Source organism: Plantactinospora sp. B6F1, from assembly GCF_040120695.1.
Classification (GTDB): domain Bacteria; phylum Actinomycetota; class Actinomycetes; order Mycobacteriales; family Micromonosporaceae; genus Plantactinospora.
Genome location: NZ_JBEEAC010000003.1, coordinates 112,240 through 139,069, shown reverse-complemented (window position 1 = coordinate 139,069; position 26,830 = coordinate 112,240). Strand labels below are relative to the sequence as shown.

28 protein-coding genes and 2 pseudogenes are annotated in these 26,830 nt (G+C 72.1%); 17 read left to right on the top strand and 13 right to left on the bottom strand.

Features of this window, described 5'->3' with window-relative positions:
* Window positions 1-210 precede the first annotated feature (210 nt).
* Together ABNF97_RS06250 and ABNF97_RS06245 are read left to right on the top strand one after the other, a co-directional pair.
* Window positions 211-789 carry a DUF4190 domain-containing protein gene (locus ABNF97_RS06250; protein ID WP_130465112.1) on the top strand — a complete coding sequence of 193 codons (579 nt, stop codon included), beginning with the start codon at window positions 211-213 and terminating at the stop codon, window positions 787-789.
* A 48-nt stretch (window positions 790-837) separates the two neighbouring features.
* A complete protein-coding gene (locus tag ABNF97_RS06245; RefSeq protein WP_349337922.1) occupies window positions 838-1,269 on the top strand; it encodes a DUF4190 domain-containing protein in 432 nt (143 codons plus the stop codon).
* 116 nt (window positions 1,270-1,385) lie between these two features.
* Here ABNF97_RS06245 and ABNF97_RS06240 read toward each other — a convergent pair.
* A pseudogene (locus tag ABNF97_RS06240) lies at window positions 1,386-2,327 on the bottom strand (DMT family transporter); the annotation flags it as partial.
* A 100-nt stretch (window positions 2,328-2,427) separates the two neighbouring features.
* Between ABNF97_RS06240 and ABNF97_RS06235 the strand changes: the two are divergent.
* From ABNF97_RS06235 to ABNF97_RS06225, 3 genes are all read left to right on the top strand, one after another.
* Window positions 2,428-3,459: an HAD family hydrolase gene (locus ABNF97_RS06235; RefSeq protein WP_349337921.1), complete on the top strand. Its 1,032-nt coding sequence runs from the start codon at window positions 2,428-2,430 to the stop codon at window positions 3,457-3,459.
* A 6-nt stretch (window positions 3,460-3,465) separates the two neighbouring features.
* Entirely contained in the window at window positions 3,466-3,987 is a 522-nt protein-coding gene (locus tag ABNF97_RS06230; protein WP_349337920.1) for a hypothetical protein, read from the top strand.
* 397 nt (window positions 3,988-4,384) lie between these two features.
* The gene (locus ABNF97_RS06225; protein WP_349337919.1) at window positions 4,385-5,587 is read left to right on the top strand and encodes an Mrp/NBP35 family ATP-binding protein; all 1,203 of its coding nucleotides are present in this window, start codon (window positions 4,385-4,387) and stop codon (window positions 5,585-5,587) included.
* A gap of 31 nt (window positions 5,588-5,618) precedes the next feature.
* Here ABNF97_RS06225 and ABNF97_RS06220 read toward each other — a convergent pair whose 3' ends face one another.
* Together ABNF97_RS06220 and ABNF97_RS06215 are read right to left on the bottom strand one after the other, a co-directional pair.
* On the bottom strand, window positions 5,619-6,065 hold the full coding sequence (locus ABNF97_RS06220) for a twin-arginine translocase TatA/TatE family subunit (protein WP_349337918.1): 447 nt from the start codon (window positions 6,063-6,065) through the stop codon (window positions 5,619-5,621).
* A gap of 98 nt (window positions 6,066-6,163) precedes the next feature.
* Window positions 6,164-7,486, bottom strand: a complete 1,323-nt coding sequence (locus ABNF97_RS06215) for a trypsin-like peptidase domain-containing protein (RefSeq protein WP_130465118.1) — start codon at window positions 7,484-7,486, stop codon at window positions 6,164-6,166.
* A gap of 451 nt (window positions 7,487-7,937) precedes the next feature.
* Here ABNF97_RS06215 and ABNF97_RS06210 point away from each other — a divergent pair, with 451 nt between their 5' ends.
* Window positions 7,938-8,513 (top strand): class I SAM-dependent methyltransferase, encoded by a 576-nt coding sequence (locus ABNF97_RS06210; RefSeq protein ID WP_130465119.1) that lies wholly within the window; start codon window positions 7,938-7,940, stop codon window positions 8,511-8,513.
* A 33-nt stretch (window positions 8,514-8,546) separates the two neighbouring features.
* On the opposite strand, the gene ABNF97_RS06205 is transcribed toward ABNF97_RS06210, so the two are convergent.
* Both ABNF97_RS06205 and ABNF97_RS06200 read right to left on the bottom strand, forming a co-directional pair.
* Window positions 8,547-9,929: a leucyl aminopeptidase family protein gene (locus ABNF97_RS06205; protein ID WP_349338053.1), complete on the bottom strand. Its 1,383-nt coding sequence runs from the start codon at window positions 9,927-9,929 to the stop codon at window positions 8,547-8,549.
* 464 nt (window positions 9,930-10,393) lie between these two features.
* Window positions 10,394-10,561 carry a DUF3117 domain-containing protein gene (locus ABNF97_RS06200; RefSeq protein WP_007455245.1) on the bottom strand — a complete coding sequence of 56 codons (168 nt, stop codon included), beginning with the start codon at window positions 10,559-10,561 and terminating at the stop codon, window positions 10,394-10,396.
* 188 nt (window positions 10,562-10,749) lie between these two features.
* Here ABNF97_RS06200 and ABNF97_RS06195 point away from each other — a divergent pair, with 188 nt between their 5' ends.
* Together ABNF97_RS06195 and ABNF97_RS06190 are read left to right on the top strand one after the other, a co-directional pair.
* On the top strand, window positions 10,750-11,574 hold the full coding sequence (locus ABNF97_RS06195; RefSeq protein ID WP_130465122.1) for a PaaX family transcriptional regulator C-terminal domain-containing protein: 825 nt from the start codon (window positions 10,750-10,752) through the stop codon (window positions 11,572-11,574).
* Window positions 11,571-12,359: an enoyl-CoA hydratase-related protein gene (locus ABNF97_RS06190; protein WP_130465123.1), complete on the top strand. Its 789-nt coding sequence runs from the start codon at window positions 11,571-11,573 to the stop codon at window positions 12,357-12,359. Before ABNF97_RS06195 ends, ABNF97_RS06190 begins: the two co-directional genes overlap by 4 nt.
* A gap of 130 nt (window positions 12,360-12,489) precedes the next feature.
* Here the strand turns inward: ABNF97_RS06190 and ABNF97_RS06185 are convergent, their stop codons facing one another.
* From ABNF97_RS06185 to ABNF97_RS34120, 4 genes and pseudogenes are all read right to left on the bottom strand, one after another.
* On the bottom strand, window positions 12,490-13,089 hold the full coding sequence (locus ABNF97_RS06185) for a hypothetical protein (RefSeq protein WP_349337917.1): 600 nt from the start codon (window positions 13,087-13,089) through the stop codon (window positions 12,490-12,492).
* Window positions 13,090-13,244: 155 nt separating this feature from the next.
* Window positions 13,245-13,859 (bottom strand): DNA-3-methyladenine glycosylase I, encoded by a 615-nt coding sequence (locus ABNF97_RS06180; protein ID WP_130465125.1) that lies wholly within the window; start codon window positions 13,857-13,859, stop codon window positions 13,245-13,247.
* Between the two features lie 102 nt (window positions 13,860-13,961).
* Complete coding sequence (locus ABNF97_RS06175) at window positions 13,962-14,480, bottom strand: SRPBCC family protein (protein WP_130465126.1); 519 nt, start codon at window positions 14,478-14,480, stop codon at window positions 13,962-13,964.
* Window positions 14,481-14,905: 425 nt separating this feature from the next.
* Window positions 14,906-15,514, bottom strand: a pseudogene (locus tag ABNF97_RS34120) (DivIVA domain-containing protein); the annotation flags it as partial.
* Between the two features lie 248 nt (window positions 15,515-15,762).
* Between ABNF97_RS34120 and folP the strand changes: the two are divergent.
* Window positions 15,763-16,632, top strand: a complete 870-nt coding sequence (gene folP, locus ABNF97_RS06165) for a dihydropteroate synthase (protein WP_130465127.1) — start codon at window positions 15,763-15,765, stop codon at window positions 16,630-16,632.
* Between the two features lie 99 nt (window positions 16,633-16,731).
* On the opposite strand, the gene ndhC is transcribed toward folP, so the two are convergent.
* Window positions 16,732-17,112 (bottom strand): NADH-quinone oxidoreductase subunit A, encoded by a 381-nt coding sequence (ndhC, locus tag ABNF97_RS06160; RefSeq protein WP_130465128.1) that lies wholly within the window; start codon window positions 17,110-17,112, stop codon window positions 16,732-16,734.
* A 344-nt stretch (window positions 17,113-17,456) separates the two neighbouring features.
* Here ndhC and ABNF97_RS06155 point away from each other — a divergent pair, with 344 nt between their 5' ends.
* A complete protein-coding gene (locus ABNF97_RS06155; protein ID WP_349337916.1) occupies window positions 17,457-19,319 on the top strand; it encodes a 2-oxoacid:acceptor oxidoreductase subunit alpha in 1,863 nt (620 codons plus the stop codon).
* Entirely contained in the window at window positions 19,312-20,346 is a 1,035-nt protein-coding gene (locus ABNF97_RS06150; protein ID WP_349337915.1) for a 2-oxoacid:ferredoxin oxidoreductase subunit beta, read from the top strand. The genes ABNF97_RS06155 and ABNF97_RS06150 overlap by 8 nt, the downstream gene beginning before the upstream one ends.
* An 8-nt stretch (window positions 20,347-20,354) precedes the next feature.
* On the opposite strand, the gene ABNF97_RS06145 is transcribed toward ABNF97_RS06150, so the two are convergent.
* The gene (locus ABNF97_RS06145) at window positions 20,355-21,377 is read right to left on the bottom strand and encodes an NAD-binding protein (RefSeq protein WP_130465131.1); all 1,023 of its coding nucleotides are present in this window, start codon (window positions 21,375-21,377) and stop codon (window positions 20,355-20,357) included.
* 256 nt (window positions 21,378-21,633) lie between these two features.
* On the opposite strand from ABNF97_RS06145, the gene ABNF97_RS06140 reads away from it, so the two are divergent.
* The 3 genes from ABNF97_RS06140 (at window position 21,634) to ABNF97_RS06130 (ending at window position 24,540) form a co-directional block, all read left to right on the top strand.
* Window positions 21,634-21,894: a hypothetical protein gene (locus ABNF97_RS06140; RefSeq protein ID WP_349337914.1), complete on the top strand. Its 261-nt coding sequence runs from the start codon at window positions 21,634-21,636 to the stop codon at window positions 21,892-21,894.
* 205 nt (window positions 21,895-22,099) lie between these two features.
* Window positions 22,100-23,761, top strand: coding sequence for a glycoside hydrolase family 10-like protein (locus ABNF97_RS06135; protein ID WP_349337913.1), 1,662 nt, complete (start codon window positions 22,100-22,102; stop codon window positions 23,759-23,761).
* A 227-nt stretch (window positions 23,762-23,988) separates the two neighbouring features.
* Window positions 23,989-24,540: a phospholipase gene (locus ABNF97_RS06130; protein WP_349337912.1), complete on the top strand. Its 552-nt coding sequence runs from the start codon at window positions 23,989-23,991 to the stop codon at window positions 24,538-24,540.
* Here ABNF97_RS06130 and ABNF97_RS06125 read toward each other — a convergent pair.
* Complete coding sequence (locus tag ABNF97_RS06125) at window positions 24,488-24,886, bottom strand: hypothetical protein (protein ID WP_349337911.1); 399 nt, start codon at window positions 24,884-24,886, stop codon at window positions 24,488-24,490. The two genes, ABNF97_RS06130 and ABNF97_RS06125, sit on opposite strands and share 53 nt — an antisense overlap.
* Window positions 24,883-25,167, bottom strand: a complete 285-nt coding sequence (locus ABNF97_RS06120; protein ID WP_349337910.1) for a hypothetical protein — start codon at window positions 25,165-25,167, stop codon at window positions 24,883-24,885. The genes ABNF97_RS06125 and ABNF97_RS06120 overlap by 4 nt, the downstream gene beginning before the upstream one ends.
* Before the next feature lie 242 nt (window positions 25,168-25,409).
* Here ABNF97_RS06120 and ABNF97_RS06115 point away from each other — a divergent pair, with 242 nt between their 5' ends.
* Genes ABNF97_RS06115 through ABNF97_RS06105 form a run of 3 tightly spaced genes read left to right on the top strand, consistent with a single transcriptional unit; the run spans window position 25,410 to window position 26,742 of the window.
* On the top strand, window positions 25,410-26,207 hold the full coding sequence (locus ABNF97_RS06115) for a helix-turn-helix domain-containing protein (protein ID WP_349337909.1): 798 nt from the start codon (window positions 25,410-25,412) through the stop codon (window positions 26,205-26,207).
* Window positions 26,198-26,398 (top strand): DUF397 domain-containing protein, encoded by a 201-nt coding sequence (locus ABNF97_RS06110; RefSeq protein ID WP_130465136.1) that lies wholly within the window; start codon window positions 26,198-26,200, stop codon window positions 26,396-26,398. The genes ABNF97_RS06115 and ABNF97_RS06110 overlap by 10 nt, the downstream gene beginning before the upstream one ends.
* Window positions 26,395-26,742: a VOC family protein gene (locus ABNF97_RS06105; protein ID WP_130465137.1), complete on the top strand. Its 348-nt coding sequence runs from the start codon at window positions 26,395-26,397 to the stop codon at window positions 26,740-26,742. The genes ABNF97_RS06110 and ABNF97_RS06105 overlap by 4 nt, the downstream gene beginning before the upstream one ends.
* The last annotated feature ends 88 nt before the right edge of the window (window positions 26,743-26,830 follow it).

Sequence of the window (26,830 nt, the reverse complement as noted above, 5' to 3'; positions counted from 1 at the left end):
CCGGCACGCGCGTCGAATACCATGCCCGCGATCCTGCCGGTTCCAGCCGATACGGGCAACGCCGCACCGCCGTGGCAGCGCCGACCACACGTCCGGCGGGACCGGCCCCGGTTCGTCGGCCGCCCCGCCAGGCCGGACGCGGGGACACCTGGCTGGCGGACGCCGACTACCCTGGCGACGCATCCGAACGGACGAAGTGAGAGACCTCGAATGACCGACCCCCAGCAGAGTGCCTACTCCAGCGATCCGTCCTGGCAGGCACAACCACCGGCCCAACCACCGGCCCAACCCGGGGGCTACCCCGATCCGGGCTACCAGCCCATCTACCAGGACCCCACGGTGCAGGCGGACAACCCTCACCAGCCCCACCAGCCGGGATATCCGGCCGACCCCGGCTACCCGACCCAGGCGTACCCGGCCGGCACCGATCCGATCAGCGGCCAGCCGGTGATGCCTCCGGGCTATCCGCCGGTCGGCTATCCGGTCGTCACCCCGGGCCCGTCGACGAACGGCCTCTCCATCGCCGCGATGGTGGTCGCCATCGTCGGTGCGATCGGGCTCTGCGCCTACGGGTTCGGCGGCTACCTCGGTGCCGTCGGAGCGATCCTTGGGCACGTCGCCAGCAAGCAGATCCGCGAGCGCGGCGAGGGCGGCGAGGGATTCGCCAAGGCCGGCATCATCGTCGGCTGGATCTCCACCGCTATCGCGGTCCTGGCCACCATCGCCATCGTGGTCTTCTTCGTCTGGTTGGCCAACCAACCGTCGCCGTCGTACGACAGCGGCTACTGAGCATTTACGACACCCGGCTACCGAGCACCCGGACCAGCAGGAGACGCCGTGAACCCAGCCAGCACCGGTAACCCGTCCGAGCCCACCAGCGCCCCGGACGCCGCCGCGCAGCCTGCCGTCGACCCCGGCCAGTACCCGGGGCAGGCCGGCGCGGCGCAGCCGGGTTGGACGCCGGGCTATCCCGGCTATCCCGGCTACCCCTACGTGGCCCGTCGCCCGACGAACGGGATGGCGATCGCCGCCTTGGTCACCGGGATCGTCGCCCTGTTCAGCTGCCAACTGGTCGGCGTGGTCGCGATCTATCTGTCGAAGAAGGCGCGTACCGAGATCGAGGCGAGCGGCGAGGAGGGCGGCGGCTTCGCCACCGCCGGCCTGGTACTCGGCTGGGTCTCCGTCGCGATGGTCGCCCTCGGCCTGCTCTTCTTCCTCGGCTACCTGGTCTTCATGGGCGTGCTCTTCGCGACCACGGCGAGCACCTGAGGCTGTCCCGGCGGAGGTCAGTTCCGCCGATCCGGTGTGCCCCTGCCGGAGCGTGGCCCGCTCTGCCGGGGCGGCTCGCTCTCCGGCAGGGGCCCCGCCTCCGGTGGCGCGGGTAGCGGTTCCGCCTGCGTCCCGGTGCCCGGACACCGGCCGGCCCGCGCCTCGCCGTGCAGTACGACGGCGACCCCGGCCAGCAGCAGGAGCAGCCCGGGCAGGGCGGCCGTCCGGGGCGCCTGCCCCAGCCAGGCCCAGGCGAGCAGCGCGGCACCCGGCGCTTCGAGCAGGAAGAGCACGCTGATCGTGGTCGCCGAGATCCGGCGCAACGCGTAGTTGAACATCGAGTGCCCGAGCAGTTGCGCCCCCACCACCAGCCCGAGTACGGCGAGCCAGGTGCCGGCGTCGTAGCCGCCGAGGCGTACGCCCCCGGCCAGGCAGACCAGCAGTAGTGCCGCCGCGCAGACCCCGTAACAGATGGTGGTGTAGCCAACGGTGCTGATGGTGTTCCGGACCCGCTCGCCGAGGGCGGTGTAGACCGCCGCCGCCATCCCACCGGCGACCGCGAGCAGGTCACCGGCGACGGCCCGACCGGAGACCCCGAAGTCGGCGCCGACCGCCCAGATCGCGCCGGCCACCGCCAGCCCGATGCCGAGCCAGGCGACCGTGGAGAGCCGCCGGCCCTGGCCGAGCGCGATCAGCCCCTGCCAGACCGGCTGGGTGACCACCAGTGCGGTGGCGGCGGCCACCGAGGTCAGCTGGGCGCTCGGCATCCAGGTGGCGAAGTGCATCGCGAGGGCGAGACCGGCGAGTACGCAGTAGCCCGCGTCCCGCCGGCCGGCGCCGCTGGCCAGTGCCCGGAACTCGGCCCGGCGCCGGAAGACCGCGACCGGCCCGAGCGCGCCGACCGCGAGGAAGTTGCGCCAGAAGGCGATGGCCAGTGCGGGGGCGGCGGCGAACGCGATCAGCGGCGCGGACGACGAGACCGCCGCGATGGCCACCGTGACCGCGCCGATGCTCAGCGGGTCGACCGAGGTCCGGGGCGACGATGCGACGGCGGGCACGGAGAAATCCTCACATGTCACTGGGGGCCACCGACTGATCGACAAGTCGTTACCATCGTCCGATCCGCCTGGCTCCATCCGGTTCGGAGGCTGCTCCCCCATGCCCACATACCGGTTCCCCTCCCCGACAGAACACCGTCCCGCCCCGGCCAACCTCACCCCGGACCACCACCCCACCCCGGACGCACCCGCTCCGGACCACCACCCCACCCCGGACCACCACCCCACCCCGGATCATCACCCCACCCCGGGCACACCCGCCCCGGACCACCTCACCCCGGCCAACCTCGCCGCGAGCGACTCCACCGCGGACGGCTCCGGCCCGGACGAGCCAGCAGGACCGGATCGGCCGGACCCGGGCGGGGCACCGCTTGGCGACCGCGTCGTGGCGCAGCCGGGGCGCCGCCTACCCGCGTACCGGGCGGTGATCTTCGACTTCTTCGGCACCCTCACCTGTGCCAACCGGCGGGGCCGGCAGCACGCGGTGGTCGCCGCGCTGCTCGGCTGTGCCGTGGAGGCGCTGGTCGAGGTGCTCGACCGGTCCTTCTACCTGCGCGCCACCGGGGCGCTCGGCGACGCCACCGACACCATGCGCTGGATCTGCGCGCAGACCGGCGTCCGACCCTCCGCCGCCGACCTGCGCGCCGCCGTCGAGGCCCGGGTCGCGGCGGTACGCGCCGACACCCGGCTCCGTCCCGAGGCGGTGACGGTACTGCGCGCCGTACGGCGTCGGGGTGCCCGTACCGCGCTGGTCAGCGACTGTACCCACGAACTTCCGGCCCTTCTGCCGCGCCTGCCGGTCGCGCCTCTGCTCGACGCGGGGGTCTTCTCGGTACAGGTGGGTGTTTGCAAGCCCGATCCGGCGATCTATCTCGCCGCCTGCCACCGGCTGGGCCTCGCTCCGGGCGACTGCCTCTACGTCGGCGACGGCGGCAGCCAGGAACTCACCGGCGCCACCCGAGCCGGGATGACCGCGATCCGGCTGGCCGCCGCCGACCTCGACGCGCACCTGGTCTTCAACCCGGACCATGGCTGGACCGGCCCGGCACTCAGCTCGCTGACCGAGGTTCTCGGGCTGCTCGACGTACCCCCGCTCCGCCTCGACGTCGGGTTCCGTGCCGGTCCCGGGTGAGGCAGGATGCGGGGTGTGACGGACGAGCAGGTGACCCCGGTCTCACCGCTGGTGGCGGAGGCGGTGAAAAAGGCCGCCGTGGCCTGGGTGGCGGTCGGTGACCGGCCACCGGTCGCGCTGTGGTGCGTCCCACTCGACGACGGGCTGTACGTGGTGAGCGGTCCTGGTGAGCAGTCCGCGCCCGGACTCGCCGAGGCGGACACTGCGACGGTGACGCTGCGCGGCGACCACGGTGGGCGGATCGTCACCTGGTCGGCAGAGGTGTCCCGGGTCGCACCGGAGAGCGAGCAGTGGGCGACGGTGGCCCCCCAGGTGGCGGCCAAGCGGCTCAACGCCTCCGGCAGCCCGGCGGACCTGGCCGAGCGATGGCGGGCCGGCTCTGTGCTCAGCCGGCTGACCCCGGCCGGGCCGCCGCTGGCCGCCGGAGAGACCCTGCCGGACGACTCGCTCGCCGCCCCGCCACGCGAGGCCACCGCGGTCCGGCCGACCCGCCGGCCGTTCCGGTTGCACCGGGTCCGGCGCCGCTGACCGGCCGGCCGTGCTGCGGTCGGCGGAGCGGGAGCGCGGCGCCTGGCGGAGCGGCTGGCGGGCGACCAAGCACCGCACCGGAAGGCGACGGCAGCACAGAGCACCGCATCGCAAACCCGACGGCAGCGCAGAGCACCGCAGCGTGCACCGCAGGACGTCGGACCAGAGAAACGCCGCGCGCCTCAAGGGGCTAGGCGCGCGGCGAACTTCAACGATCGTCGCACCCGGGCGGGTACGGCGTCTACCCGCCAAATCGCCAATGTCCCCACCCAGTGCTGAACGTCCGACTTGCCGCCCACGTCGTGCGATTCCCTCTCGTCGGTTGGACCCCGCCGGGCCGGGCGTCCGTCCGGGTGGGCCAGCCGGTCGGCCCGCTCGGCGACGTAGCATGGCGAATATGTCTGCGCCAACCGTTCCCGGCCAGGGGGCCGCCGCCTCCGGCACCGGCTCCGCCATCCGGCCCACGAACGCCGTCGAGGAGGCGGTGCACGCCGCGCTCGCCACCGTTGACGACCCGGAGATCCGCCGGCCGATCACCGACCTCGGCATGGTGCGCTCCGCCGTTGTCGCCGCCGACGGCACGGTACGGGTGGAGTTGCTGCTCACCGTCGCCGGCTGTCCGCTGCGGGACAAACTGCGCACCGACATCACCGCGGCGGTCGGCGCGGTGACCGGGGTGACCGGAGTCACCATCGACTTCGGCGTGATGAGCCCGGAGCAGCGGCAGGCCCTCCAGGCCCGGCTGCGCGGCGGCGGGCAGAGCCAGGAGCCGGTGATCCCGTTCGCCCAGCCCGGTTCCCGGACCCGGGTCTACGCCGTGGCCAGCGGCAAGGGCGGGGTCGGCAAGTCGAGTGTCACCGTCAACCTGGCCGCCGCGCTCGCCGCCAAGGGGCTCTCGGTGGGCGTCGTCGACGCGGACATCTACGGTCACTCCGTGCCCCGGATGCTCGGCGTCGAGGGCCGGCCGACCCGGGTCGAAGACATGATCATGCCGCCCCAGGCGCACGGGGTGAAGGTGATCTCGATCGGCATGTTCACCGACGGCAACGCGGCGGTGGTCTGGCGGGGCCCGATGCTGCACCGCGCGTTGCAGCAGTTCCTCGCCGACGTCTACTGGGGCGACCTCGACGTCCTGCTGCTGGACCTGCCGCCGGGCACCGGCGACGTGGCCATCTCGCTGGCCCAGTTGCTGCCCAACGCGGAGATCCTGGTGGTGACCACGCCACAGACGGCAGCGGCCGAGGTGGCCGAGCGGGCCGGCGGGATCGCCCTGCAGACCCACCAGCGGCTGGTCGGGGTGGTGGAGAACATGTCGTGGCTGGACCTGCCGGACGGCTCCCGGATGGAGGTCTTCGGCTCCGGCGGTGGCGCGACGGTCGCCGAGTCGCTGACCAGGGTTATCGGCGCACAGGTGCCGCTGCTGGGTCAGATCCCGCTCGACACCCGGGTCCGCGAGGCGGGCGACGCCGGTGACCCGGTGGTGCTCGCCGAGCCGGATGCGCCGGCCGCCAGGGCGCTGGCCGCGGTGGCCGACCGGCTCGCCGTACGTCGGGAGTCGCTGCTCGGCAAGCCTCTCGGGCTACGTCCCTCCGGTCGCTGACCCCGCCCCGGCCGACCGCGGCGCGCGGGGGTCAGGTGGCGTCGACGTCGAAGGCGTGGCGCTGGGCCGGCGGTACGTCGCTGCCGGTACCCGGGGTCGAGGCGGTGACGCCACCGGTCGAGCCGGCGGTGGAGGGGCGGATGTCCGCCGAGGCCGCCACGTCGTCGACCTCCCGGCGTACGTCGGTCAGGTCGGAGCGGAGCTTCTCGAACGTCCCCTCCAGCGGCTTCCGGATCGCCTGCTCGTCCTCCTCGCTCAGCAGGTGCTTGCGGATGAACGCCTTCGGGTGCAGGTCCTCGAGCTGGATGTCGGTGCCCAGCTCGCGGCTCAGGTCACCGGTGGCGTTGCGGGCCATGTTGCGCAGGTTGCGCAGCATCCGGAGGCCGTCGCTGATCACGGCCGGCAGCCGGTCGCCGAAGATCAGGAGTGCGACCAGCAGCAGCGTACCGATCTCCCACCAGTTCAGGTTCTCGAACACGCGCTCGCCTCCTCGTCCCGCCCACGGCAAGAGTACGCACGCCACCGCCGGCCGTGGGAGGGGGAGCCGACCGCTACTTCGCGTCGGCGGCCAGACCGCTACTTCGCGTCGGCGGCCAGGGTCACCGAGGCGGCCTGCCGCTCCGACCCGCGCCGGTACTCGACGTTCACCACCGAGCCCGGTGCGTACTTGCGGACCAGCGCGATCAGATCGCTCGGTTCCTCCAGCGGCTTGCCATCGAGCCTGAGCAGCACGTCACCGGCGCGCAAGCCGGCGGCGGCGGCCGGCCCGCTCGGCTCGACGGCGGAGATCCGCACCCCGCCCGACGCGCCGGATCGGGTGCCGCCGACCGACGCGCCGATCACGGTCCGGCGCGCCCTGCCGGTGTCGATGATCTCCTGAGCCAACCGCTTTGCCTGGTTGATCGGGATCGCGAAGGCCAGGCCGACGTTGCCGGCGGTCTCCTCGTCGGCGGCCGGCGTCTGGATCACCGAGTTCACCCCGATCACCCGCCCACCGCCATCGACCAGTGGACCGCCGGAGTTGCCGCGGTTCACCGCGGCGTCGGTCTGGATGGCCGCGTAGTAACGCACCTGCCCACCCGTCTCACCCTGCCGGAAGGTCCGGTCCAGGGCGCTGATGATGCCGGCGGTGACGGTGTTGGCCAGCGACAGCGGCGTGCCGAAGGCGAGCACCGGGTCGCCGACCGCCACGCCGTCCGAGTCGCCGAACTCCACCGGCTTGAGACCGGTCCGGGACACCTTGATCACGGCGATGTCCGCCTCGGGATCCTTCCCGACCACCTCGGCGGGTGCGGTGGAGCCGTCGTTGAACACCACCGTCGCGGTGTCGGTGCCGACTCCGACCACGTGGTCGTTGGTGATCACGTAGCCGTCCTGGGTGACCACGAACCCGGAACCGAGACCGATGCCGCCGTTGCCGCTTACCCGTACCGTCACGACGCTGGGCAGCAGCCGGGCCGCGACACCGGCCAGCGAGTCGGGTGGACGCCGGGCCGTGACCGGTGGCTCTCCGGCGGTCGAGCCGAGTGCGGTCGTACCGGTGACACCGCCCCGCACGGCGAAGGCGTACCCGAGGGAACCGCCCAGCGCGCCGGCCAACAGCGCGGTGACCAACGAAACCAGGAAGACCCGGGTCAGTCCGCCCCGGCCGGTGTCCGGGTCGGTCACCGGCTCGGGTTCGGCACCCGTGCCCGAGGCCGGTGTCGCCTGCACCACCACCGCCACCGGGGTGGCCGGGTTCCGCCACGGGTCGCGCAGCGCGTCAGACCACCACGGGGACGATCCCGGGTCGACGGTCGATCCGGGCGTCGCCGGCCCGACCGTCGGGGGCGTCGGCGGCCCGGGATTCCCCGGCCTTGCCGTCCCATCGGGCTGGCGCCAGTTCCAGCCGTCCGTCACGTTCGCTGCCTCCCACAGTCCGTCCCCGAAGCCGGGCGCCGCGCGGGCCGGAGCGACCGGTTCCGGCCGCGGCGTCCGGGTTCCGCATCCAGGATCGCACGGATGGCCGAAGACCGGTCATCGTTGCTCGGAGGCAGCGGCGACCGTCCGAGGTACGCGCCTGCCGATCACGTACCGCCACCCTTAGGCTCATACCCGCAACCCCGCCCCGGTCCGCCGTCCCACCTCCACCGTTCCACCGTCGCCCCGCCGACCCGCCGCCCGCAAGCTCCGCCCCGCCGGAAATCCCGGTACGGCCCCGACCCACAGCGCAACCGAGCCCTCGTCCCAGGTTCCATCCCCAGCCGAGTCCCTCGCCGCCCGGAGGTGCCCCATCGCCACGGTCGCCCGGTCAGTCAGTACGACGACCGCCCAAGCACTCCAGTTCGCCGAAGCGTACGTCGCCGAGGACCTGGTCCTGCGTACCGCCCGTAGCCTGGCCAGGGAGGTCGGACTCGACGCCGTCACGCCGGGGACCGGTGCCACGCTCCGGCTGCTGGCCGCGGCCGGCAGCGCCCGAGCCGTCGTGGAGATCGGCACCGGCACCGGGGTCAGCGGCCTCTGGCTGCTCCGCGGCATGCGCCCCGACGGCATCCTGACCACGATCGACGTGGAGACGGAACACCAGCGGATCGCCCGGCGTATCTTCCAGGAGGCGGGTTTCGCCTCCGGCCGTACCCGGATCATCACCGGCCGGGCGCTGGACGTGTTGCCCCGGCTCGCCGACGGCGCCTACGACCTGATCTTCGTCGACTCGGAGGTCGCGGAGTACAGCGCCTGTGTCGAGGCGGCGCTGCGGCTGCTGCGCCCGGGCGGGGTGCTCGCGCTGCACGGCGCGCTGGCCGCCGGCCGGATCGGCGACCCGGCCGCCCGGGACGTGGAGACGGTGACCGTCCGGGAGGTGGCCAAGGCGGTCCGCGAGTCCGAGGAGTGGACCCCGGCGCTGCTGCCGACCGGTGAGGGGCTGCTCGTCGCGGTCAAGCGCTGACCGGCCACGGCACCGCCGCCGGACACCGGCCGGTCACGGCTGGGTCGCCAGCCAGCGCAGCAGAGTGCGTACGCCCCAGCCTGTGGCGCCCTTGACCAGCTCACCGTCGTTGCCGTCGGACCAGGACGGCGCCGACATGTCCACGTGCACCCAGCGGTCCCGCAGGTCACCGACGAACTCGCGGAGGTAGAGCGCGGCGGTGACCGATCCGGCTCCCTGGTTCGGGGCGCTGTAGAGGTCGGCGATCTCGCTGCCGAGGTACTCGGCGTAGTCGGCCGTCAGCGGCATCCGCCAGGCCCGCTCGCCGGCCGCGTCGGCCGCCGCGAGTACCGCCTCGGCCAGTTCGTCGGTGTCGCTGTAGAGGGCGGCGGTCCGCTTGCCGAGCGCGACCGCGTTCGCCCCGGTGAGCGTGGCGAGGTCGACGAGCAGGTCCGGGGCGAGCCGCGCCACGGCGTAACCGAGCGCGTCGGCGAGAACCAGCCGGCCCTCGGCGTCGGTGTTGGTGCTCTCGCTGGTCAGTCCGTTGTAGTGCCGCACGACGTCGCCCGGCCGGTACGCCGAGCCGCTCGGCATGTTCTCGGCGAGTGGGGCGAGCGCGGTGACCCGGACCGGCAGCCCGAGCGCGGCGGCACCGAGCGCGGTGGCGACCACGGCCGCGGCACCGCCCATGTCCTTGCGCATCAGCTTCATGCCGTCCCGAGGCTTGATCGAGATGCCGCCGGTGTCGAAGGTGATGCCCTTGCCGACGAGTACGACGTGCCGCTGTGCCCCCTCGGGCCGCCAGCGCAGCTCGACCAGCCGGGGTCCCTGTGCCGATCCCCCGCCGACGGCGAGGATGCCGCCGAACCCCTCGGCGGCGAGCCGGTCCGGCTCCCGGACCTCGACGGTCAGCCCGTCCCGCCCACCGGCCGCCTCGATCACCCGGTCGACGAACCACGCCGGGGTCTTCAGCGAGGAGGGTGTGTTGGTCAGGTCCCGGGCGAACCGGGTCGCCTCGGCCACCGCCCGGGCGGTGTCGAGCGCCGCCCGGTAGGGCTCCGGGTCGGCGACGGCGAGCAGTACCTCGGTCAGCGGGGGCGGGTCGCCGGCGGATCCGTCGACGGCGGGCATCCGGAACCGGTACGACGCCAGCCAGATCCCCTCGGCGAGCCCGCGTACCGCATCCCGGGATGCATCGACCGGAATGGCTATAGTGATCGAACTCTCACGGGCGGCCGCCCGGACCATCGCCGCCCCGGCGGACCGCCAGCCGGCCTCGTCGCCGGCGCCCACCCCGGCCAGCAGCAGCCGGGTCGGGCTGCCCTGCGGCCGGATCGACCGGTGCAGGGCGCCGGCGCTCCCGGGCTGATCGAGGTGCGGCAGCAGGGCGGTCGCCTCGGCCGCCAGCCCGGCCGGCAGGGCGAGGAGGGTGGGCAGGGCTCGCGCGCTCGGCCCGGCGCTGTCCTCGGGGCCCGAGCCGGCCTGGCCCGTACCCGAGCCGGCCTGGTCGGTCGTGCCCGAGCCAGCCCCGTCGGTCGTGCCCGAGCCGGCCTGGTCGGTCGTGCCCGAGCCAGCCCCGTCGGTCGTGCCCGAGCCGGCCCCGTCGGTCGTGCCCGAGCCGGCCTCGTCGGTCGTGCCCGGAGCTGCCCGCTCCGGCCCGTCGGTGGGCCTGCCCGGCGCCGGATCGGGCGCGATCGGCAGGGCCAGGGTTTCGAACCCGGTCGGGTCGACTACCAGACGGATCGACAGCACGCCGACGGCACCTCCAGACGATCTTGTATGAACGGGGAGAAGGTACCCCGCCCGACATGACGACCCTGGGCCACCGGCGGCGCCGCCGGTGGCCCAGGGTGAGAAACCCCGCCGGACGAGACGTACCGCCCGGAGGAGTCGGCGTTCACTTAGCCGGCGGCGGCCTTCAGCGCGTCACCGAGCGCGTTGGCCTCGTCGGGAGTCATCTCGACGACGAGCCGGCCACCACCCTCCAGCGGAACCCGCATGACGATGCCCCGGCCCTCCTTGGTGACTTCCAGCGGACCGTCGCCCGTCCGCGGCTTCATCGCCGCCATGTTGTCTCCCCTCAGACCTTCATCAGGGTCGGTGGGTTATCCCCACATCCATTTGGTCAGCATCACCGCCCAAGGCCGCGGTGCCGACCAACGATTTTCCCTGATGAACACCGCCGGACCCAAACCGAACCGGCGTTGATGTAACAGCATCTAGCTTATCTTGAGAAGGGGTGTCACAATGTGCGGTCATGCAGGCACGGTCGGCACTCTTCGACCTGTACGGCGACTACCTCCGCACCCGGGGTGGACGCGCACCGGTGTCCGCGCTGGTCAAACTACTCTCCCCGCTCGGCATCGCCGCACCCGCGGTCCGCACCGCGGTCTCCCGGATGGTCCGGCAGGGCTGGCTGCACCCGCTCCGACTGGCCGCCGGACCGGGCTACCTGCTCACCCCGAGAGCGGCCCGCCGACTCGACGAGGCGGCGGCCCGGATCTACCGCACGGGCAAGATCGGGTGGGACGGCCGATTCGACCTGATCGTGCTTGAAACGGGCATGAACCGGCGGGACCGGCAACGTCTCGCCGCCAACCTGAGCTACCTGGGCTACGGCATGCTCGACGAGCAGACCTGGGTCGCCACCCGGCCCGGTGAGGACGTGGACGGCCTGCTGGCCGAGGCCGGGGTGCGCTACGAGCGGTTCACCGCGGCGCACACCGCCGGCACGCCCGGGGCGATGGGAGTGGTCCGGCGGGCCTGGGACCTCGACGAGATCGCCAACGCGTACCAGGAATTCGTCGCCGCGCAGCGGCCACTGCTGGCCGGGGTGACCGTACGCAGCCGTGACGAGGACGCGTACGCCGCCCGGTTCCGCCTGGTGCACGCATGGCGTACCTTCCTCTTCCGGGACCCGCAGCTGCCCCCCGCGCTCCTGCCCGAGCGGTGGCCGGGGACCAGCGCCGCCGCCTTTTTCGACCGGCACGCCGCGCGACTGCGCCCAGCCGCCGACCGCTTCGTCGAGCAGTGCCTCGACGGTGCCCACCGAATCCCCCGACAGAAGGGTCGACACCCGTGACCGAGCCGTTGCTCATCGACCGCTCCGACTCCGTGGTCACGCTGACCCTGAACCGGCCGGCCGCGATGAACGCGCTGAACGTGGCGCTGAAGGAGGCGCTGCGGGACACGCTGGCCGAGCTGGAACAGGACCGCTCCTGCCGCGCGGTGGTGCTCGCCGGCGCCGGATCGGCCTTCTGCGCCGGCCAGGACCTCCGGGAACACGCCGCCACGCTGGCCGACGGCAACACCGACCCGCTCGGCACGGTCCGGACCCACTACAACCCGATCGCCGCCCGGCTGGCCAGGCTGCCCAAGCCGGTGATCGCGGCGGTACGCGGCATGGCGGCCGGCGCCGGAGCCTCCCTCGCCCTCCTCGCCGACTTCCGGATCGGCGGTCCCGGCACGAGCTTCCTGATGGCCTTCGCCAAGGTCGGGCTGGCCGGCGACACCGGCGCATCCTGGTCACTGCCCCGGCTCGTCGGCCACGCGAAGGCGATCGAACTGCTGATGCTCGCCGAGCCGGTACCGGCCGACGAGGCGCACCGGCTCGGGCTGCTCAACCGGCTCGTCGACGACGAGCAGGTGCTGGAGACCGCGCAGGAGTTGGCGGCCCGGCTGGCCGCCGGACCGACGGTGGCGTACGGGGCGATCAAGCGGCAGCTCTCGGTCGGCGACGCCGGGACCCTCTCCGAGGCGCTGGCCGCCGAGGCACAGGCGCAGGCGATCTGCGGAGCCACCGCCGACCACCGGGCCGCCACCAGCGCCTTCCTGGAGAAGCGCCGGCCGACGTTCGAGGGCCGCTGACCCGACCTGCCGCAGCGTGGCACGCCGCACCGGCGGTGCGGCGACGGCAGCTCGCCGCCGTCGTGGCTTGTCGGATATCCGACAACCCGTCTCAGGTCACTCCGGTCGCCGGTTCAGTCGTCGGTCCGGTTCAGTCGTCGTCCTCCTCGGGATCCTGGTTGGCCTCGACGCCGAGCACGAACGCCTGCATCGCCAGCTCGTCGTCGGACGGCGCGACGAATGCTGGCAGCTCGCGGGGCCCCAGCTCCTGCACGTACGCCCAGAACAGCCGGACCGCCTCGGCCGGCGACCCCGCCTCGATCGGCAGATCCAGGCTGACCAGGTAGTTCCGCCGCTCCGGCGCCGGGCCGACCCGCCCGACCAACTCCTCGAAGACCGCCGGGTCGACCGGGGTGACCGGGCCGTGGAGGGTGAGTCGGTCGGCCGGCACGGGAGCGTCGAAGACCTGCCGGGTATACGCCACGGCCAGCGGACCGGGCAAGGCCGGTCCGGCCTGCGGATCGTCCGGGTCCCGCTCCTCGACACCATCGGTGGCGATCACCCGGCCGAGCGCCACCACCAGCGGCGGCTGCTCGTCGCGGACCACCAGCACCGGATCGCCGGGGCCGGGCCGGGGCGCCCCGTTGAGACCAGTCAGCTCCAGGGTGTCGTGGTGGAAGAGCCGCTCGGCCTCGTAGCGTTCCCCGGGGATGACGACCGCCCAGCTCCGGCCCGCACCCGCTGCACTCATCAAGAGCCGCCCGAGAAACCCCTGGCTCCGGCCACGGGGAGGAAAGGATGCTCGGAGGTGGTGTCGTTGGTTGTCGGCATGGCGTCGCCTTCTCTGGGTGCACGGAACTGTCGGACGTGGCTGGAATGCTTCAGCCGTGGGGAAGCGTCAGGCCGCTATCCCATCACGGCGGCGACGGTCGGCGGCGGCACGTGGCGGCCGTCGAGTCGTACGTGGCAACCGTCGAGGTGATCGTCGACCATGCCGGTCGCCTGCATCAGCGCGTACGCCGTGGTGGGGCCGACGAATCGGAAGCCCCGCTTCCGGAGCGCCTTCGCCATCGCGGTCGACTCGGCGGTGATCGCCGGCACCTCCGCGACGGACCGGGGCCGGGCCACCCGGGCGGCCGGGGCGAAGGACCAGAGCAGCGCGGTCAGCCCGTCCGGCAGGTCGAGCGCGGCCCGTGCGTTGGCGATCGCCGCGTCGATCTTCGCCCGGTTCCGTACGATGCCGGCGTCGGCCATCAGCCGGGCCACCTCCGCATCGCCGTAGCCGGCCACGGTCTCCAGATGGAACCCGTCGAAGGCGAGCCGGAACGCCGGCCGCTTACGCAGAATGGTCAGCCAGGAGAGTCCGGACTGGAACGCCTCCAGCGTCAGCCGCTCGTAGAGCGCGTCGTCGCCGTGCAGCGGCCGCCCCCACTCCTCGTCGTGGTAGACGGCATAGTCAGGGGTGCTCGCGCCCCAGCCACAGCGGGCCAGCCCGTCGGCGCCGGTCACCAGATCAGTCACGCGGTCAACGGTAGGCCAACCGCCCGACAACCCACAGGTGACCAGGAGCACCGGCCAGGCATCCCCGTGCCGAGCCGGCCAGGCATCCCCGTCCCGAGCCGGTCAGGGCAGTTGTCCGCGTTCGACCAGCCGGGCGAACCGCTTCAGCGCCTGGGTGAGGCCGAACTTGGAGCCGGGCCAGAGCACCGGCCAGGCCACCCGGCCGGCCGAGCCACCGGGCAGGTGGAACCATTCGTGCCAGACCACCTGGGTGCGGTCCTGGGCCATCTGGGTGCAGCGCAGCACACCGGGACCGCGCAGTAGCCGCCCGCAGTGCACCACCCGCACCTCGTACGGCGCGTCGACCCGGACCACCCGCATCTCGTCACGGAGTACGGCCGGCCCGACCGTGGTGACCGCCTCCACCAGGCTGCCCTCGCCGCCGTCCCCCTCCAGCAGGCGGACCCGAGTGAACGGGATCCAGTCGCCCTGGCGTTCCCAGGCGGTCAGCGCGGCGAAGACCCGGGGTGCGGGGGCGGCGACGATAACCGTGGCGGTGACCTCCCCGGTGCCCGGCTGAGCGGCCGCCCGGAGCCCCTCGGTGTCGTTCGGGTCGGCACCGCCCGGGTCGGCGGTGCTCATGCCCGCTCCGGTTGCTCCGCCGGTTCGCTCGGCCCAGCCGCCGCACTGCCCGACCCGGCCGATGCGTCCGACCCAGCCGCCGCACTGCCCGACCCGGCTGGTGCGTCCGCCCGGGTCGGCCGGTCGTCCCCGTTCCCGGTGGTCGGATCGTCACCGGTCGCTGCGGTGCTGGTCGGCTCGGCGCTGGTCGCATCGGCGCTGGTCGGCTCGACGCTGGTCGGCTCGGCCGGCTCGGCGCCGACGGCCGGCCGGACCGACGCGGCGGGTTCGGTCAGATCCCCGTCCTCGGCCTCGATCACGGATCCGCCCTCCCGGACCGAGCGAGCCCGGACCGTCGCCCCGGCGTCGTCCGCCCGCTCGGCTGCCCGCTCGTCCGTACCCTCGTCCGCCCGCTCGTCAGTCGAGGACGCGGCGGGCTGCGCCGCAGCGGGGTCGGACCGGGTGGACGGATCGGCTCTGAAGGCGCGCTGCGGTAAATCGAGCGGTGCCGGCTCGGGCGGACCGGGCCGCTCGCCGGAACCGCTCGTACCACCGGCGGCATCGGCCGGCCCGTCCACCGGCGGCACCGGCGACGAGTGCCCGCCGATCCCGCCGGTCGTCGCCGCGGCCGCCAGCGCACGGGCCGAGGAGCCGTCGAGCGCGCCCTCCGGCGCGGTGCCGGCCGACCCGACCGGTACCAGCGCAGCCTCCCGGGCCCGGCGCAGCACGTCGGCGTCGTCCAGCCGCCCCTCCCGCAGCGCGGTCACCTCTGCCTGGAGCACGCCGATCAACTCGTCCTTGTAGCCGATGTCGTAGGCGGTGCGGCGCAGCGCCTGGTCGACCTGTGCCATCCGGTAGCCCCGCAGCGCCAGATCGAACCGGACCTGTCCGACGTCGGTCTCCAGCAGCGGCCGGTTACCGGGCAGCGGCACTGCCCGACCGTCCGGCTCGGCGGTGCCCAGCCCCGGATCGGAGCCGGTCACCAGCACCGTCACCCCGAAGACCACCGCCGCGACGGTCAGCGCCACGACCAAGAGGAGCAGAACCTGACCCATCCGCCGATGGTGGCATGGCGAGCCGGGTCGGGCGACCCCGCCACCCCGGTCATTCTTCGACGAACGTGAAACTGTGCCGGCCGGCGCCGGCGAACCCCCCGGCGCCGGGCAGGACGTCGTCGCGTGCCGCGCCACCGTCCGCGCGGAGACCGGTGCTCGGGCGGCCCCGGCGTCCGGCCCCTCGGCCAGGGCCGATGATCGCCGTCAACTAGCGTGATCAGCGCGGAGAACCGGTGGAGGAGGAGTGGATGGCGGACGCGCTCCGACTGGGACGGCGGTCGTTCGCGCCCGGAGACCTCGCCGTGATGGCGATCGTGAACCGGACGCCGGACTCGTTCTTCGACCGAGGCGTCACCTTCGCGGCGGACAGCGCGCTGCGGGCCGTGGAGCGGGCGGTGACCGAGGGTGCGGAAATCATCGACATCGGCGGTGTGAAGGCCGGACCGGGTGCCGAGGTCGACGTGGCCGAGGAGATCCGTCGTACCGTCGGCACCATCGCCGCGGTCCGGGCCGCCTTCCCCGAGGTGGTGATCTCGATCGACACCTGGCGGGCCGAGGTGGCCGTCGAGGCGGTTGCCGCCGGGGCGGACCTGCTCAACGACACCTGGTCCGGTGCCGATCCGGCGCTCGCCGAGGTGGCCGCCGCGACCGGGGCGGGGCTGGTCTGCTCGCACGCGGGCGGCCTGGCGCCGCGTACCCGGCCACACCGGGCGACCTTCCCCGACGTGCTGGCCGACGTCCTCGACACGGTCACCGGGCTCGCCGACCGGGCGGTCCGGCTCGGGGTACGCCGGGACGGCATCCTGATCGACCCGGCGCACGACTTCGGCAAGAACACCCGGCACTCGCTGGAGATCACCCGACGGCTGACCGAGCTCACCGACACCGGCTGGCCGGTGCTGGTGGCCCTCTCCAACAAGGACTTCGTCGGGGAGACCCTCGACCTGCCGGTCGACGAGCGGCTGGAGGGCACCCTGGCGGCCACCGCGATCTCGGCCTGGCTGGGTGCCCGGGTGTTCCGGGCGCACCAGGTACGGCCGACCCGGCGGCTGCTCGACATGGTCGCCTCGATCAGGGGTGATCGCCCACCGGCGGTGTCCCGGCGCGGGCTGGCCTGATCCGGCTCACTGAACCTTTTTCAACCTGAACCGCGCGGCGCTCATGCAGCGCCTCCGACCTTGCGGTCCGTCGGACCGCAAGGGGAGGTTGAAAAAGGTTCACCGGGTCCAGCGGAGGATGTTCTTCCGCCAGGCGTAGAGGATGCCGAGGGCGAGCACGGAGACGAAGATCGCCATCTCGATCACCGTGACGAGGCCGAATCCGGGCCGGTCGAAGACGACCGCCCAGGGGAAGAGGAAGACCGCCTCGACGGCGAACAGCACGTAGAGATAGGCGTATACGTAGTAGCGGATCTGCATCTGCGCCCAGTCGCTGCCGACCGGATCCAGCCCGCACTCGTAGCTGGTCCGCTTGCCCGGCGGGTCTGCGGGGCGGGCCGGCCGGAGCACCCGGTTGGCGGCGAACGCACCGACGAAGACCAGTACGCTGGCGAGCAGCAGCAGCCCCAGTGTCGCGTACGACCCGAGGTATCCGGTCATGTGCGGCAGCCTACCGCCCGGTGTCGGGTTCTCGCCCTGCGGAATCCCGACGTCTGACTCCGGTGATCTGGATAACGGCACCCCCCGTCCAGGTGGGGCGAAAGCATACTAATGACGCCATTGCGGCGTCCCATGTGCCGGACCTTGGGGAAGGATCACCTAACCATCGACGTAGGCTCTGCAATGAAGGACTGGAGCGGGGCGATGAAGGACTGGAACGGACAGCCGAGCCCTCAGCACCGCCAACCCGCCACCGGCGCTCAAGGAGGACGCGTGGCCGAGCAAGGCGAGGTCACCCCTGAGCTCAGTCCGTCCTACCGGGCCGAGCGAAGCGAGGTGCAGCAGTGAGCAAGCAGGTCCAGCAGCTGGATAGGGTGGTTATCCGGTTCGCCGGCGACTCCGGCGACGGCATGCAGCTCACCGGCGACCGGTTCACCTCGGAAACCGCTCAACTGGGCAACGACATCTCGACACTGCCGAACTTCCCCGCGGAGATCCGCGCTCCCGCCGGCACCCTACCCGGCGTGTCGAGCTTCCAGGTGCACTTCGCGGACTACGACATCCTGACTCCGGGGGACGCCCCCAACGTCCTGGTCGCGATGAACCCCGCCGCGCTCAAGGCCAACCTGGCCGACCTGCCGCGCGGGGCCGACATCATCGTCAACACCGACGAGTTCACCCGGCGCAACCTGGCCAAGGTGGGCTACCAGGTCAGCCCGCTCGACGACGGCTCGCTGGACGGCTACGTGCTGCACCCGGTGGCGCTGACCTCGATGACCGTCGGCGCGCTGGCCGAGCACGACGTCTCGAAGAAGGACGCCGAACGGGCCAAGAACATGTTCGCGCTCGGCCTGCTCTCCTGGATGTACTCCCGCCCGTACGCGTCGACCATCCGGTTCCTGGAGCGCAAGTTCGCCGCCCGGCCGGAGCTGGTCGCGGCGAACACCGCCGCCTTCAAGGCCGGCTGGAACTTCGGCGAGACCACCGAGGACTTCGCGGTCCGCTACGAGGTCAAACCGGCCAAGATGAACCCGGGAACGTACCGGAACATCACCGGCAACGCGGCCCTCTCCCTGGGCCTGGTCGCCGCCGGTGTCCGGTCCGGCCTGCCGGTCTTCCTCGGGGCGTACCCGATCACGCCGGCCTCGGACATCCTGCACGAGCTGAGCAAGCACAAGCGGTTCGGCGTGACCACGATGCAGGCCGAGGACGAGATCGCGGCGATCGGGGCGGCGCTCGGCGCATCGTACGGCGGTGCGCTCGGCGTCACCACCACCTCCGGCCCGGGTGTGGCGCTGAAGGGCGAGACGATCTCCCTGGCGGTGGCCCTGGAGCTGCCGTTGGTCATCGTCGACGTGCAGCGGGCCGGCCCGTCCACCGGCATGCCGACCAAGACCGAGCAGGCCGACCTGAACATGGCACTGTACGGCCGGCACGGCGAGGCGCCGGTCGCGGTGATCGCCCCGCGCTCGCCGTCGGACTGCTTCTTCGCCGCGCTGGAGGCGGCCCGGATCGCGCTGACCTACCGGACCCCGGTGATCCTGCTCTCGGACAACTACGTGGCGAACGGCTCCGAGCCGTGGCTGCTGCCGGACGTCGAGTCGCTGCCTGACCTGCGGGTCGACTTCGCCACCGAGCCGAACGGCGAGGACGGCAAGACCTTCCTCCCCTACCTGCGCGACCCGGCCACGCTGGCCAGGCCGTGGGCGATCCCCGGCACGCCGGGGCTGGAGCACCGGATCGGCGGTCTGGAGAAGGCCGACAAGACCGGCGACATCTCGTACGACCCGGCGAACCACGACTTCATGGTGCGGACCAGGGCGGCCCGGATCGAGGCGATCGAGGTGTCGGACGTCGAGGTGGAGACCGGGTCACCCAACGGCGTGGACTCGGACGCTCGGGTGCTGGTGCTCGGCTGGGGCTCGACGTACGGGCCGATCGGCGCGGCCTGCCGCGGACTGCGCCAGCGCGGCCTGCCGGTGGCGCAGGCGCACCTGCGGCACCTCGCACCGCTGCCGGCCAACCTCGGCGAGGTGCTGGCCCGTTACGAGAAGGTGGTGATCCCGGAGATGAACCTCGGCCAGCTCGCCCACGTGATCCGGGCCCGCTACCTGGTCGACGCGATCGGATACAACCAGGTCCGGGGGCTGCCGTTCACCGCCACCGAGCTGGAGACCATGTTGGAAGAGGTCGTGAAGAATGCCTGAGCCCGTCGCCGTCAAACTCACCACCAAGGACTTCAAGTCCGACCAGGAGGTGCGCTGGTGCCCCGGCTGCGGTGACTACGCCATCCTCGCCGCGGTCCAGTCGTTCATGCCCGAGCTGGGGCTTCCCCGGGAGCGGATCGTCTTCGTCTCCGGCATCGGCTGCTCGTCGCGCTTCCCGTACTACATGAACACGTACGGGATGCACTCGATCCACGGCCGGGCTCCGGCGATCGCCACCGGGCTCTCGGTCTCCCGGCCGGACCTGTCGGTCTGGGTGGTCACCGGTGACGGCGACGCACTGTCGATCGGTGGCAACCACCTGATCCACGCGCTGCGCCGGAACGTCAACCTCAAGATTCTGCTCTTCAACAACCGGATCTACGGGCTGACCAAGGGGCAGTATTCTCCCACCTCCGAAGTAGGCAAGATCACCAAGTCGACCCCGGTCGGCTCGGCCGACGCGCCGTTCAACCCGCTCTCGCTGGCCCTCGGCGCCGAGGCGACCTTCGTGGCCCGGACCATCGACTCGGACCGCAAGCACCTGCAGTCGGTGCTGCGCGCCGCCGCCGAGCACCAGGGTTCGGCGTTCGTGGAGATCTACCAGAACTGCAACATCTTCAACGACGGCGCCTTCGAGCAGTTGAAGGAGCCGGCCACCCGGGACGACTACCTGATCCGGCTGGAGCACGGTCAGCCAGTCACCTTCGGGTCCGAGGGGCAGTTCTGCGTGGTCCACCCGCCCGGCGGGTTCGGGCTGGAGGTCCGGGAGACCGCCTCCGTACCCGCGGACGAGATCGTCGTGCACGACGCCACGGTCGACGAGCCGGCGTACGCCTTCGCGCTTTCCCGGCTGCCCGGCTTCGCCCTGCGCAACACCCCGATCGGGATCTTCCGCGACATCGATCGGCCCAGCTACGACGGTGTGGTGCAGGGGCAGCTCGACGCGGCCCGGGCGAAGAGCACCGGTACCCCGGAGGAGCAGCTTGCCGGCCTGCTGAACAGCGGTGACACCTGGACGATCCTCTAGGAGGATCGTCAGCGGGCCGGGTCGGCGGTGGCGCTGCTGGAGCGGTCGTCGCGGACGTACACCAGCATGTCACCGGTCTCGATGGCGGTGGCGGCCTGGTCGGCGAGCGAGACCACCTTGCCCCGCCGGACCAGCGCGATGACCAGGGACTCCAGCTGGCGCGGTGACACACCGACCTCGTCCCGGGTGGCCGAGCGCATCGCCAGCGCCATGCCCTGGCCCGGGGTGAGCAGGTCCTCGACGACGTCGATCAGCGGCGGGGCCGAGGTGGAGACGCCGAGCAGCCGGCCGGCGGTCGCCGACGAGACGATGACGTGGTGCGCCCCGCTCTGCCGGAGCAGCGGGGCGTTCTCCGCCTCCCGGGCGGCGGCGATGATCCGGACCTGGCCGGCGGTGAGCTGCCGTACGGTCAGCGTGACCAGTACGGAGACCTCGTCGCTGTCGGTCGCGATGATCACGGATTTCGCGTGCCGGACGTGCGCCTCGTTGAGCGTGGACGACCGGGTCGCGCTCCCCTCGACCACCACCAGTCCGGCCGAGTTGGCCTGCCGCACGATCGCCGGGTTGCGCTCGACGACGAGGATCCGTTGCTTGTCGAAGCCGGTTTCGAGCAGTGCGGAGATCGCGCTACGGCCCTTGGTGCCGTAGCCGCAGATGATGACGTGGTCCTTCACTGTCCTCCTCCACCGCGTCAAGCGGAGGTTGGTGCGGTACTGCTCGGTCAGGACTTCCAGGGTGGTGCCGACCAGGATGATCAGGAACAGCACCCGGGCCGGGGTGATCACCAGGACGTTGATCAGCCGGGCGCCCTCGGTCACCGGCGTGATGTCGCCGTATCCCGTGGTGGATAGGGAGACCACCGCGTAGTAGAAGGAGTCGAGCAGGGTGACCCCGTCCTCGTTGAGGTCACGGTAACCGTCCCGGTCGAGATAGACGACCGCGACGATCAGCAGGACGAGGCCGATCGCGGCGGCGAGCCGCTGGCCCAGCGCCCGCAGGGGGCCCCTGCGGATGGCGGGAAAGTGGATCATCGCCGCCCCCGCCTCATCGCCGCCCCCGCCCGCACGCCCACAACATAGCCGGGATCATCGCACCGGGTTGACCACCTGCCCGGATCGGGGCCGACCGGCCGGGTTGTGGCCGGGCGTCCCGCCATGCATCGAGTTGAAATTTTGCTTAGATACATTGCGCTGGGTGCCGCCGAATTAGCACGCTGTGACGACAGATGCGGTCATTCGCCTACCGAGCCGCGCGCTCCCGCAACTCTCCCCGTCGCCTGGAGGTGCCGTGACCACGCTGCCCGCAGTTCCCGATCTGGCTGCCGGGACGGTACTCCAGCTTCGCCAGGAGGACTGGCGGTACGGCGGCTACCCGCTCCGGCTCCGGGTCGAGCAGGTCCGGCACGACATCTCACACTATTACCAGGACGAGTGGGTCTGGATCGTCGGCGAGCGGCTCGGCCGGGACGGCGAAGCGCAGGGCCGGATCGAGGCACTGGTCAGGGTGGCGGCGCTGGCCGGAGTCGCGGCGCTGACCGAGGGCGACTGAGGCGGTACCGACCGGTCCCAGGACACGCCCCGGGTGGGCGCGCCGGACCGTACGGCGGAGCGCCGGTGGTCGATCGAAGGTTGCGCCGGTGGCGACGGTGTGAAAATTTCCTTCCAGCGGCATTAGCGCGTCGGTACAAAACACCGACCGGATGCCGCCGTGCCCATCCCCGCCCCCGGGGAGCCCCAGTGAAGGGAAGCACCGCATGAAGCCATATCGGCTTGTAGCCGCCGGGCTGACAGCCGCGCTGCTCGGTTCGCTCGCCACCGCCACACCCGCAACCGCCACACCCACCACCACCGCCAGCGCAGCCACCCGCACCGGCAACACCGGCTGCGCGACCGATCCCGCCACCCCGAAGCGGCAGTTCCGGGCGATGTGGATCGCGAGCGTCGTCAACATCGACTGGCCGACCAAGGCCTCGTACACCGCGCCGGACCGGATCGCCGCCCAGAAGGCGGAGTACACCGGCTGGCTCGACCTGGCCGAGCGGCTGAACCACAACGCCGTGGTCGTACAGGTCCGGCCGACCGCCGACGCGTTCTGGCCGTCCCCGCACGAGCCGTGGTCGGAGTTCCTGACCGGGGTGCGTGGCCAGGACCCCGGCTGGGACCCGCTGGCGTACCTGGTCGCCGAGTCGCACAAGCGGAACCTGGAGTTCCACGCCTGGTTCAACCCGTACCGGATCTCCATGCCGGACGGTGCCGGCGCCGACATCGACAAGCTCGCCCCGGGCCACCCGGTCCGGGAAAACCCGGAGTGGGCCGTCGCCTACCCGGTCAACGCGGCCGGCTCCCGGCTCTACTACAACCCCGGCATCCCGGAGGTACGCCAGTTCGTCCAGACCGCCATGCTCGACGCGGTCAAGCGGTACGACCTTGACGGCGTGCACTTCGACGACTACTTCTACCCCTACCCGGCGGCCGGGCAGGACTTCGCCGACGACGCCACCTTCGAGGAGTACGGTGCCGGCTTCGCCAGCAAGGCGGACTGGCGGCGGCACAACATCGACCTGCTGATCCAGGAGATGAGCCAACGGATCAAGGCGACGAAGCCGTGGGTGAAGTTCGGGGTCAGCCCGTTCGGCATCTGGCGGAACGCCTCGTCCGACCCGCTCGGCTCGGAGACCAACGGCACCCAGTCGTACGACGCCAACTTCGCCGACACCCGCAAGTGGGTGAAGGAGGAGTGGATCGACTACATCGTGCCGCAGGTCTACTGGAACATCGGCCTCGCGGTGGCCGACTACGCCAAGCTGGTCCCCTGGTGGGCGGACGTGGTCGCCGGCACCCGGGTGCAGCTCTACATCGGGCAGGCGGACTACAAGATCGGCGAGCCGGCCCAGCCGGCGGCCTGGCAGGACCCGGCCGAGATGTCCCGGCACCTGACCTTCAACCGGGACTATCCGCAGGTCGACGGCAACATCCACTTCAGCGCGGTGCAGGTCCGGGCCAACAAGCTCGGCGCCACCGACATCTACGCCGCCGAGCACTACTCCCGGCCGGCACTGATCCCGACCATGCCCCACCTGGCCGCCAGGCCGCTGATGTTCCCGGTGCTGACCGGCGCGTCCCGGCAGGCCGACGGGGTACGGCTGCGCTGGCGGCAGCCGGCCGACGGGCTCTGGCCGTTCGGCCAGGCCAGCTCGTACGCGATCTACCGGTTCGACGGGATCGACGTGCCCGGCTCGTGCGGCTTCGCCGACGCCGGCAACCTGGTCGGCACCGTCCGGGCCGACGGTAAGGGCGTGCAGTCCTGGCTGGACCGCACGGCGGAGCCGGGTCGCCGGTACAGCTACTACGTGACCGCGCTGGACCGGCTGGCCAACGAGAGCCAGCCCAGCCCGCCGTGGTTCGTACTCCGCTGAGCGGAACCGGCCGGCACTGAACCAGCCGGCACTGACGGGCGGATGCTCCGGGGCGTACGACGCCTCGGAGCATTCGTCCGTTCTGGCGCCTGTCGAAAATAGAGGTCGGATGGAGATCGGCGGGCGACGATGCCCCGAGACTGTCACCACCTAGATCGCCTACCGGTGACAACTCTGCCCCGCCGGGCGCCCCACGAGGGAGCCCTTCCTATCCGGAGGTACCCACCATGTCCCGTCGCCTGCTCACCGCCCTGACCGCCGGCACGTTCGCGGTCCTGGCGGTTTTCGGGTCCGCCGCACCCGCCGCCGCCGCGGTGACCCCCGAACAGAAGCTCTCGGTGCTGTCGAGCTGGACCCAGACCAGCGCCAGCAGCTACACCGCCTGGAACTCCGCCCGCATTAACCGGGCCGCCTGGGCCGAGTACGCCTTCAACTGGAGCACCGACTACTGCTCGTCCAGCCCGGACAACCCGCTCGGGTTCAACTTCGCACTCTCCTGCTACCGGCACGACTTCGGCTACCGCAACTACAAGGCGGTCGGCCAGTTCGACCCGAACAAGGCCCGGCTGGACAGCGCGTTCTACGAGGACCTGCGCCGGGCCTGCGCCAGGTACAACGCCTTCGTCCGCCCGGCCTGCTACAGCCTGGCCTGGACCTACTACCAGGCCGTACGCGCGTTCGGCTCGGTGATCGTCGCGCAGGCCGACCTGGACAGGGCCGCGAAGCTCAAGGCCGACGGCGAGCGCCGCGCGGCGGCCGCCGGGGTGAGCCTGCGCTGATCCCCGCCTCACCGTCCTGATCCGGCCGGGGCCGGCGCCGATTGCCGTCGGCGCCGGCCCCGAGCTGGTTGCGGGCGATGTCGAGGCGCGGCTTCGCCCAGCCGAGAAAGCGGGCGTACATCCTGGCCGGATCCGGACCCGGCGCGGGGTTGAGCAGCCGGTGGTCCCGCAACGCCGCCTGGAGCATGGTGGCGAGGTAGACCGACAGCCCGACCGGATCCACGACGTACTCGATCACCAGCAGCGTGCGGGCGGTGAGGCACGGCCATTCCGCCGCACAGGCCCGGCAGAGCCAGATCGGCCGGCGCGGCAGGTGAGGCGGTCGTGCGGGCGGAACCGCGATCATCGCGCGCTCGGCAGCCGGGTGACGCCCGTCCGACCCACCCGCGCACCGACGGGTCGGCTGGCCCGTACCACCCGGTTGCCGGTGGCGCTGTCCCAGCCACGGCGCTGGTTCGTGGCGCGGGCTGGCCGGGCCGCCGGGGGTGGCGGCGGGACCGGTGTCGGCGGCGCCGCAGCCAGCCGGTCCGGGCACCGCCAGCGCAGCCCACACCGGCAGTAACGCCAGAGCCGGCGCCAGTCCCGACGGTGCCGTTTCGGCGTCGTACGTCGTAGCAGCCGTCGCATCCCGCGACCTCCTCCGCTCGGTCTGGAAGCGGGGGCCGCCTCGGGAAGGGGAAGGCCCCGGCGGCCCCCGCGCGGTTCCGCCCGTTCCAGTGCCACCCCGAGCGGTTCCGCTGGTGACAGTCTGCTGTGGATGCGACTACGGTCGATAGGTCTGCGGCACGTTCGCGCAGTTCAGCGACGTGCGGCGCGTAGTCGTGAGTGGATCGAGTAGTCGACGACCGGAAATGAGTGGAGGGTGCGTAGTGGGTACCGCGATCGACCTGTTGGTCGAGGAGCTGATCGAGGCACGGACGTCCCGGAGCGCGACGCAGGAGGAGTGGGCACGCGCCATAAAGTTCTCGCCGACCCACGTCAGTTCGGTGGAGACCCGGCACCGGCCGCCGACCGCCGATTACGTCGCCGCGATCGACAAGGCGTTCTCCACCGGCGGCACGTACAGCCGGCTGCTGCTCAAGCTCGCCGGCCTCGACGCCGCGCCGATCTGGTTGCAGGACTGGATCGAGATCGAGCGGAAGGCGGTCATGCTCCGCTGGTTCGAGCCGGCCTACGTGCCCGGGCTGTTGCAGACCGAGGCGTACGCCCGGGCGACGCTGGCCGGTGGCCGGTTCACCGCCGAGGAGATCGACCGGCACGTCGCCTCCCGGCTGTCCCGTCAGGCGATCCTGACCCGGGAGAAGCCACCGCTGTTCATCGCGGTGATCGACGAGGCGGTGCTGCGCCGGCCGGTGCCGGAGCGGCCGGAGGTGCTGCGGGAGCAGATCGAGCGGATCATCGAGCTGGCCGAGCTGGAGCATGTCCAGGTGCAGGTGGTGCCCGCGTCGACCGGGATCTATCTGGGAATGGCCGGCCAGTTCATCCTGGCCGACCTCCCCGACAACCGCCGGTTCGGGCATGCCGACAACCAGCTCAAAGCACAGCTCGTCGATCGCCCCGACGACATTGCTAATCTGAGCAGGATGTGGGAGGTCGTGCGGAACCACGCCCTTCCGCTCCGGCCGTCGCTCGAACTGATCAGGGAAGTGGCGAAATCATGGAGCTAACCGGCGCCCGGTGGCGCAAGTCGACCCGCTCCGGCGGCAACGGCGGTTCCTGCGTCGAGGTGGCGGACAACCTGCCCGGCGTGGTCGGGGTCCGGGACAGCAAGGACCCGACCGGCCCCGCCCTGACCTTCGGCACCACCGCCTGGCGCGCGTTCGTCGCCCTCGCCAGGCACCCCCAGAGTCTGGCGTGACGATTCGCCGTGCCGTCCCCGACATCAGCACCGCCGACCCGGTGGCGAGCAGCGGTTTCTACCAGCTCCTGGGCTTCCGGGAAGAGATGAACCTGGGCTGGGTGGTCAACCTGGTCTCACCGGCCAACCCCACCGCCCAGGTCATCCTCATCACCGAAGACGCAACGGGCCCCGTGAACCCGGACCTCAGCGTGGAAGTCGATGACGTCGACGCGGTCTACGAGGCGGTACGCGCGACGGGCGCGGAGATCGTGCATCCGATCACCGACGAGCAGTGGGGCGTCCGGCGCTTCTTCGTCCGCGACCCGGACGGCAAGGTGGTCAACGTCGTCGGCCACCGCTGACCGGCGGAAGGCGAACACCCCACCGGCCTGAAATTTCACGAGCTCCGAGACACCGGCCCCGCTGCGGACCTCGTTCGACGAGTTCGTC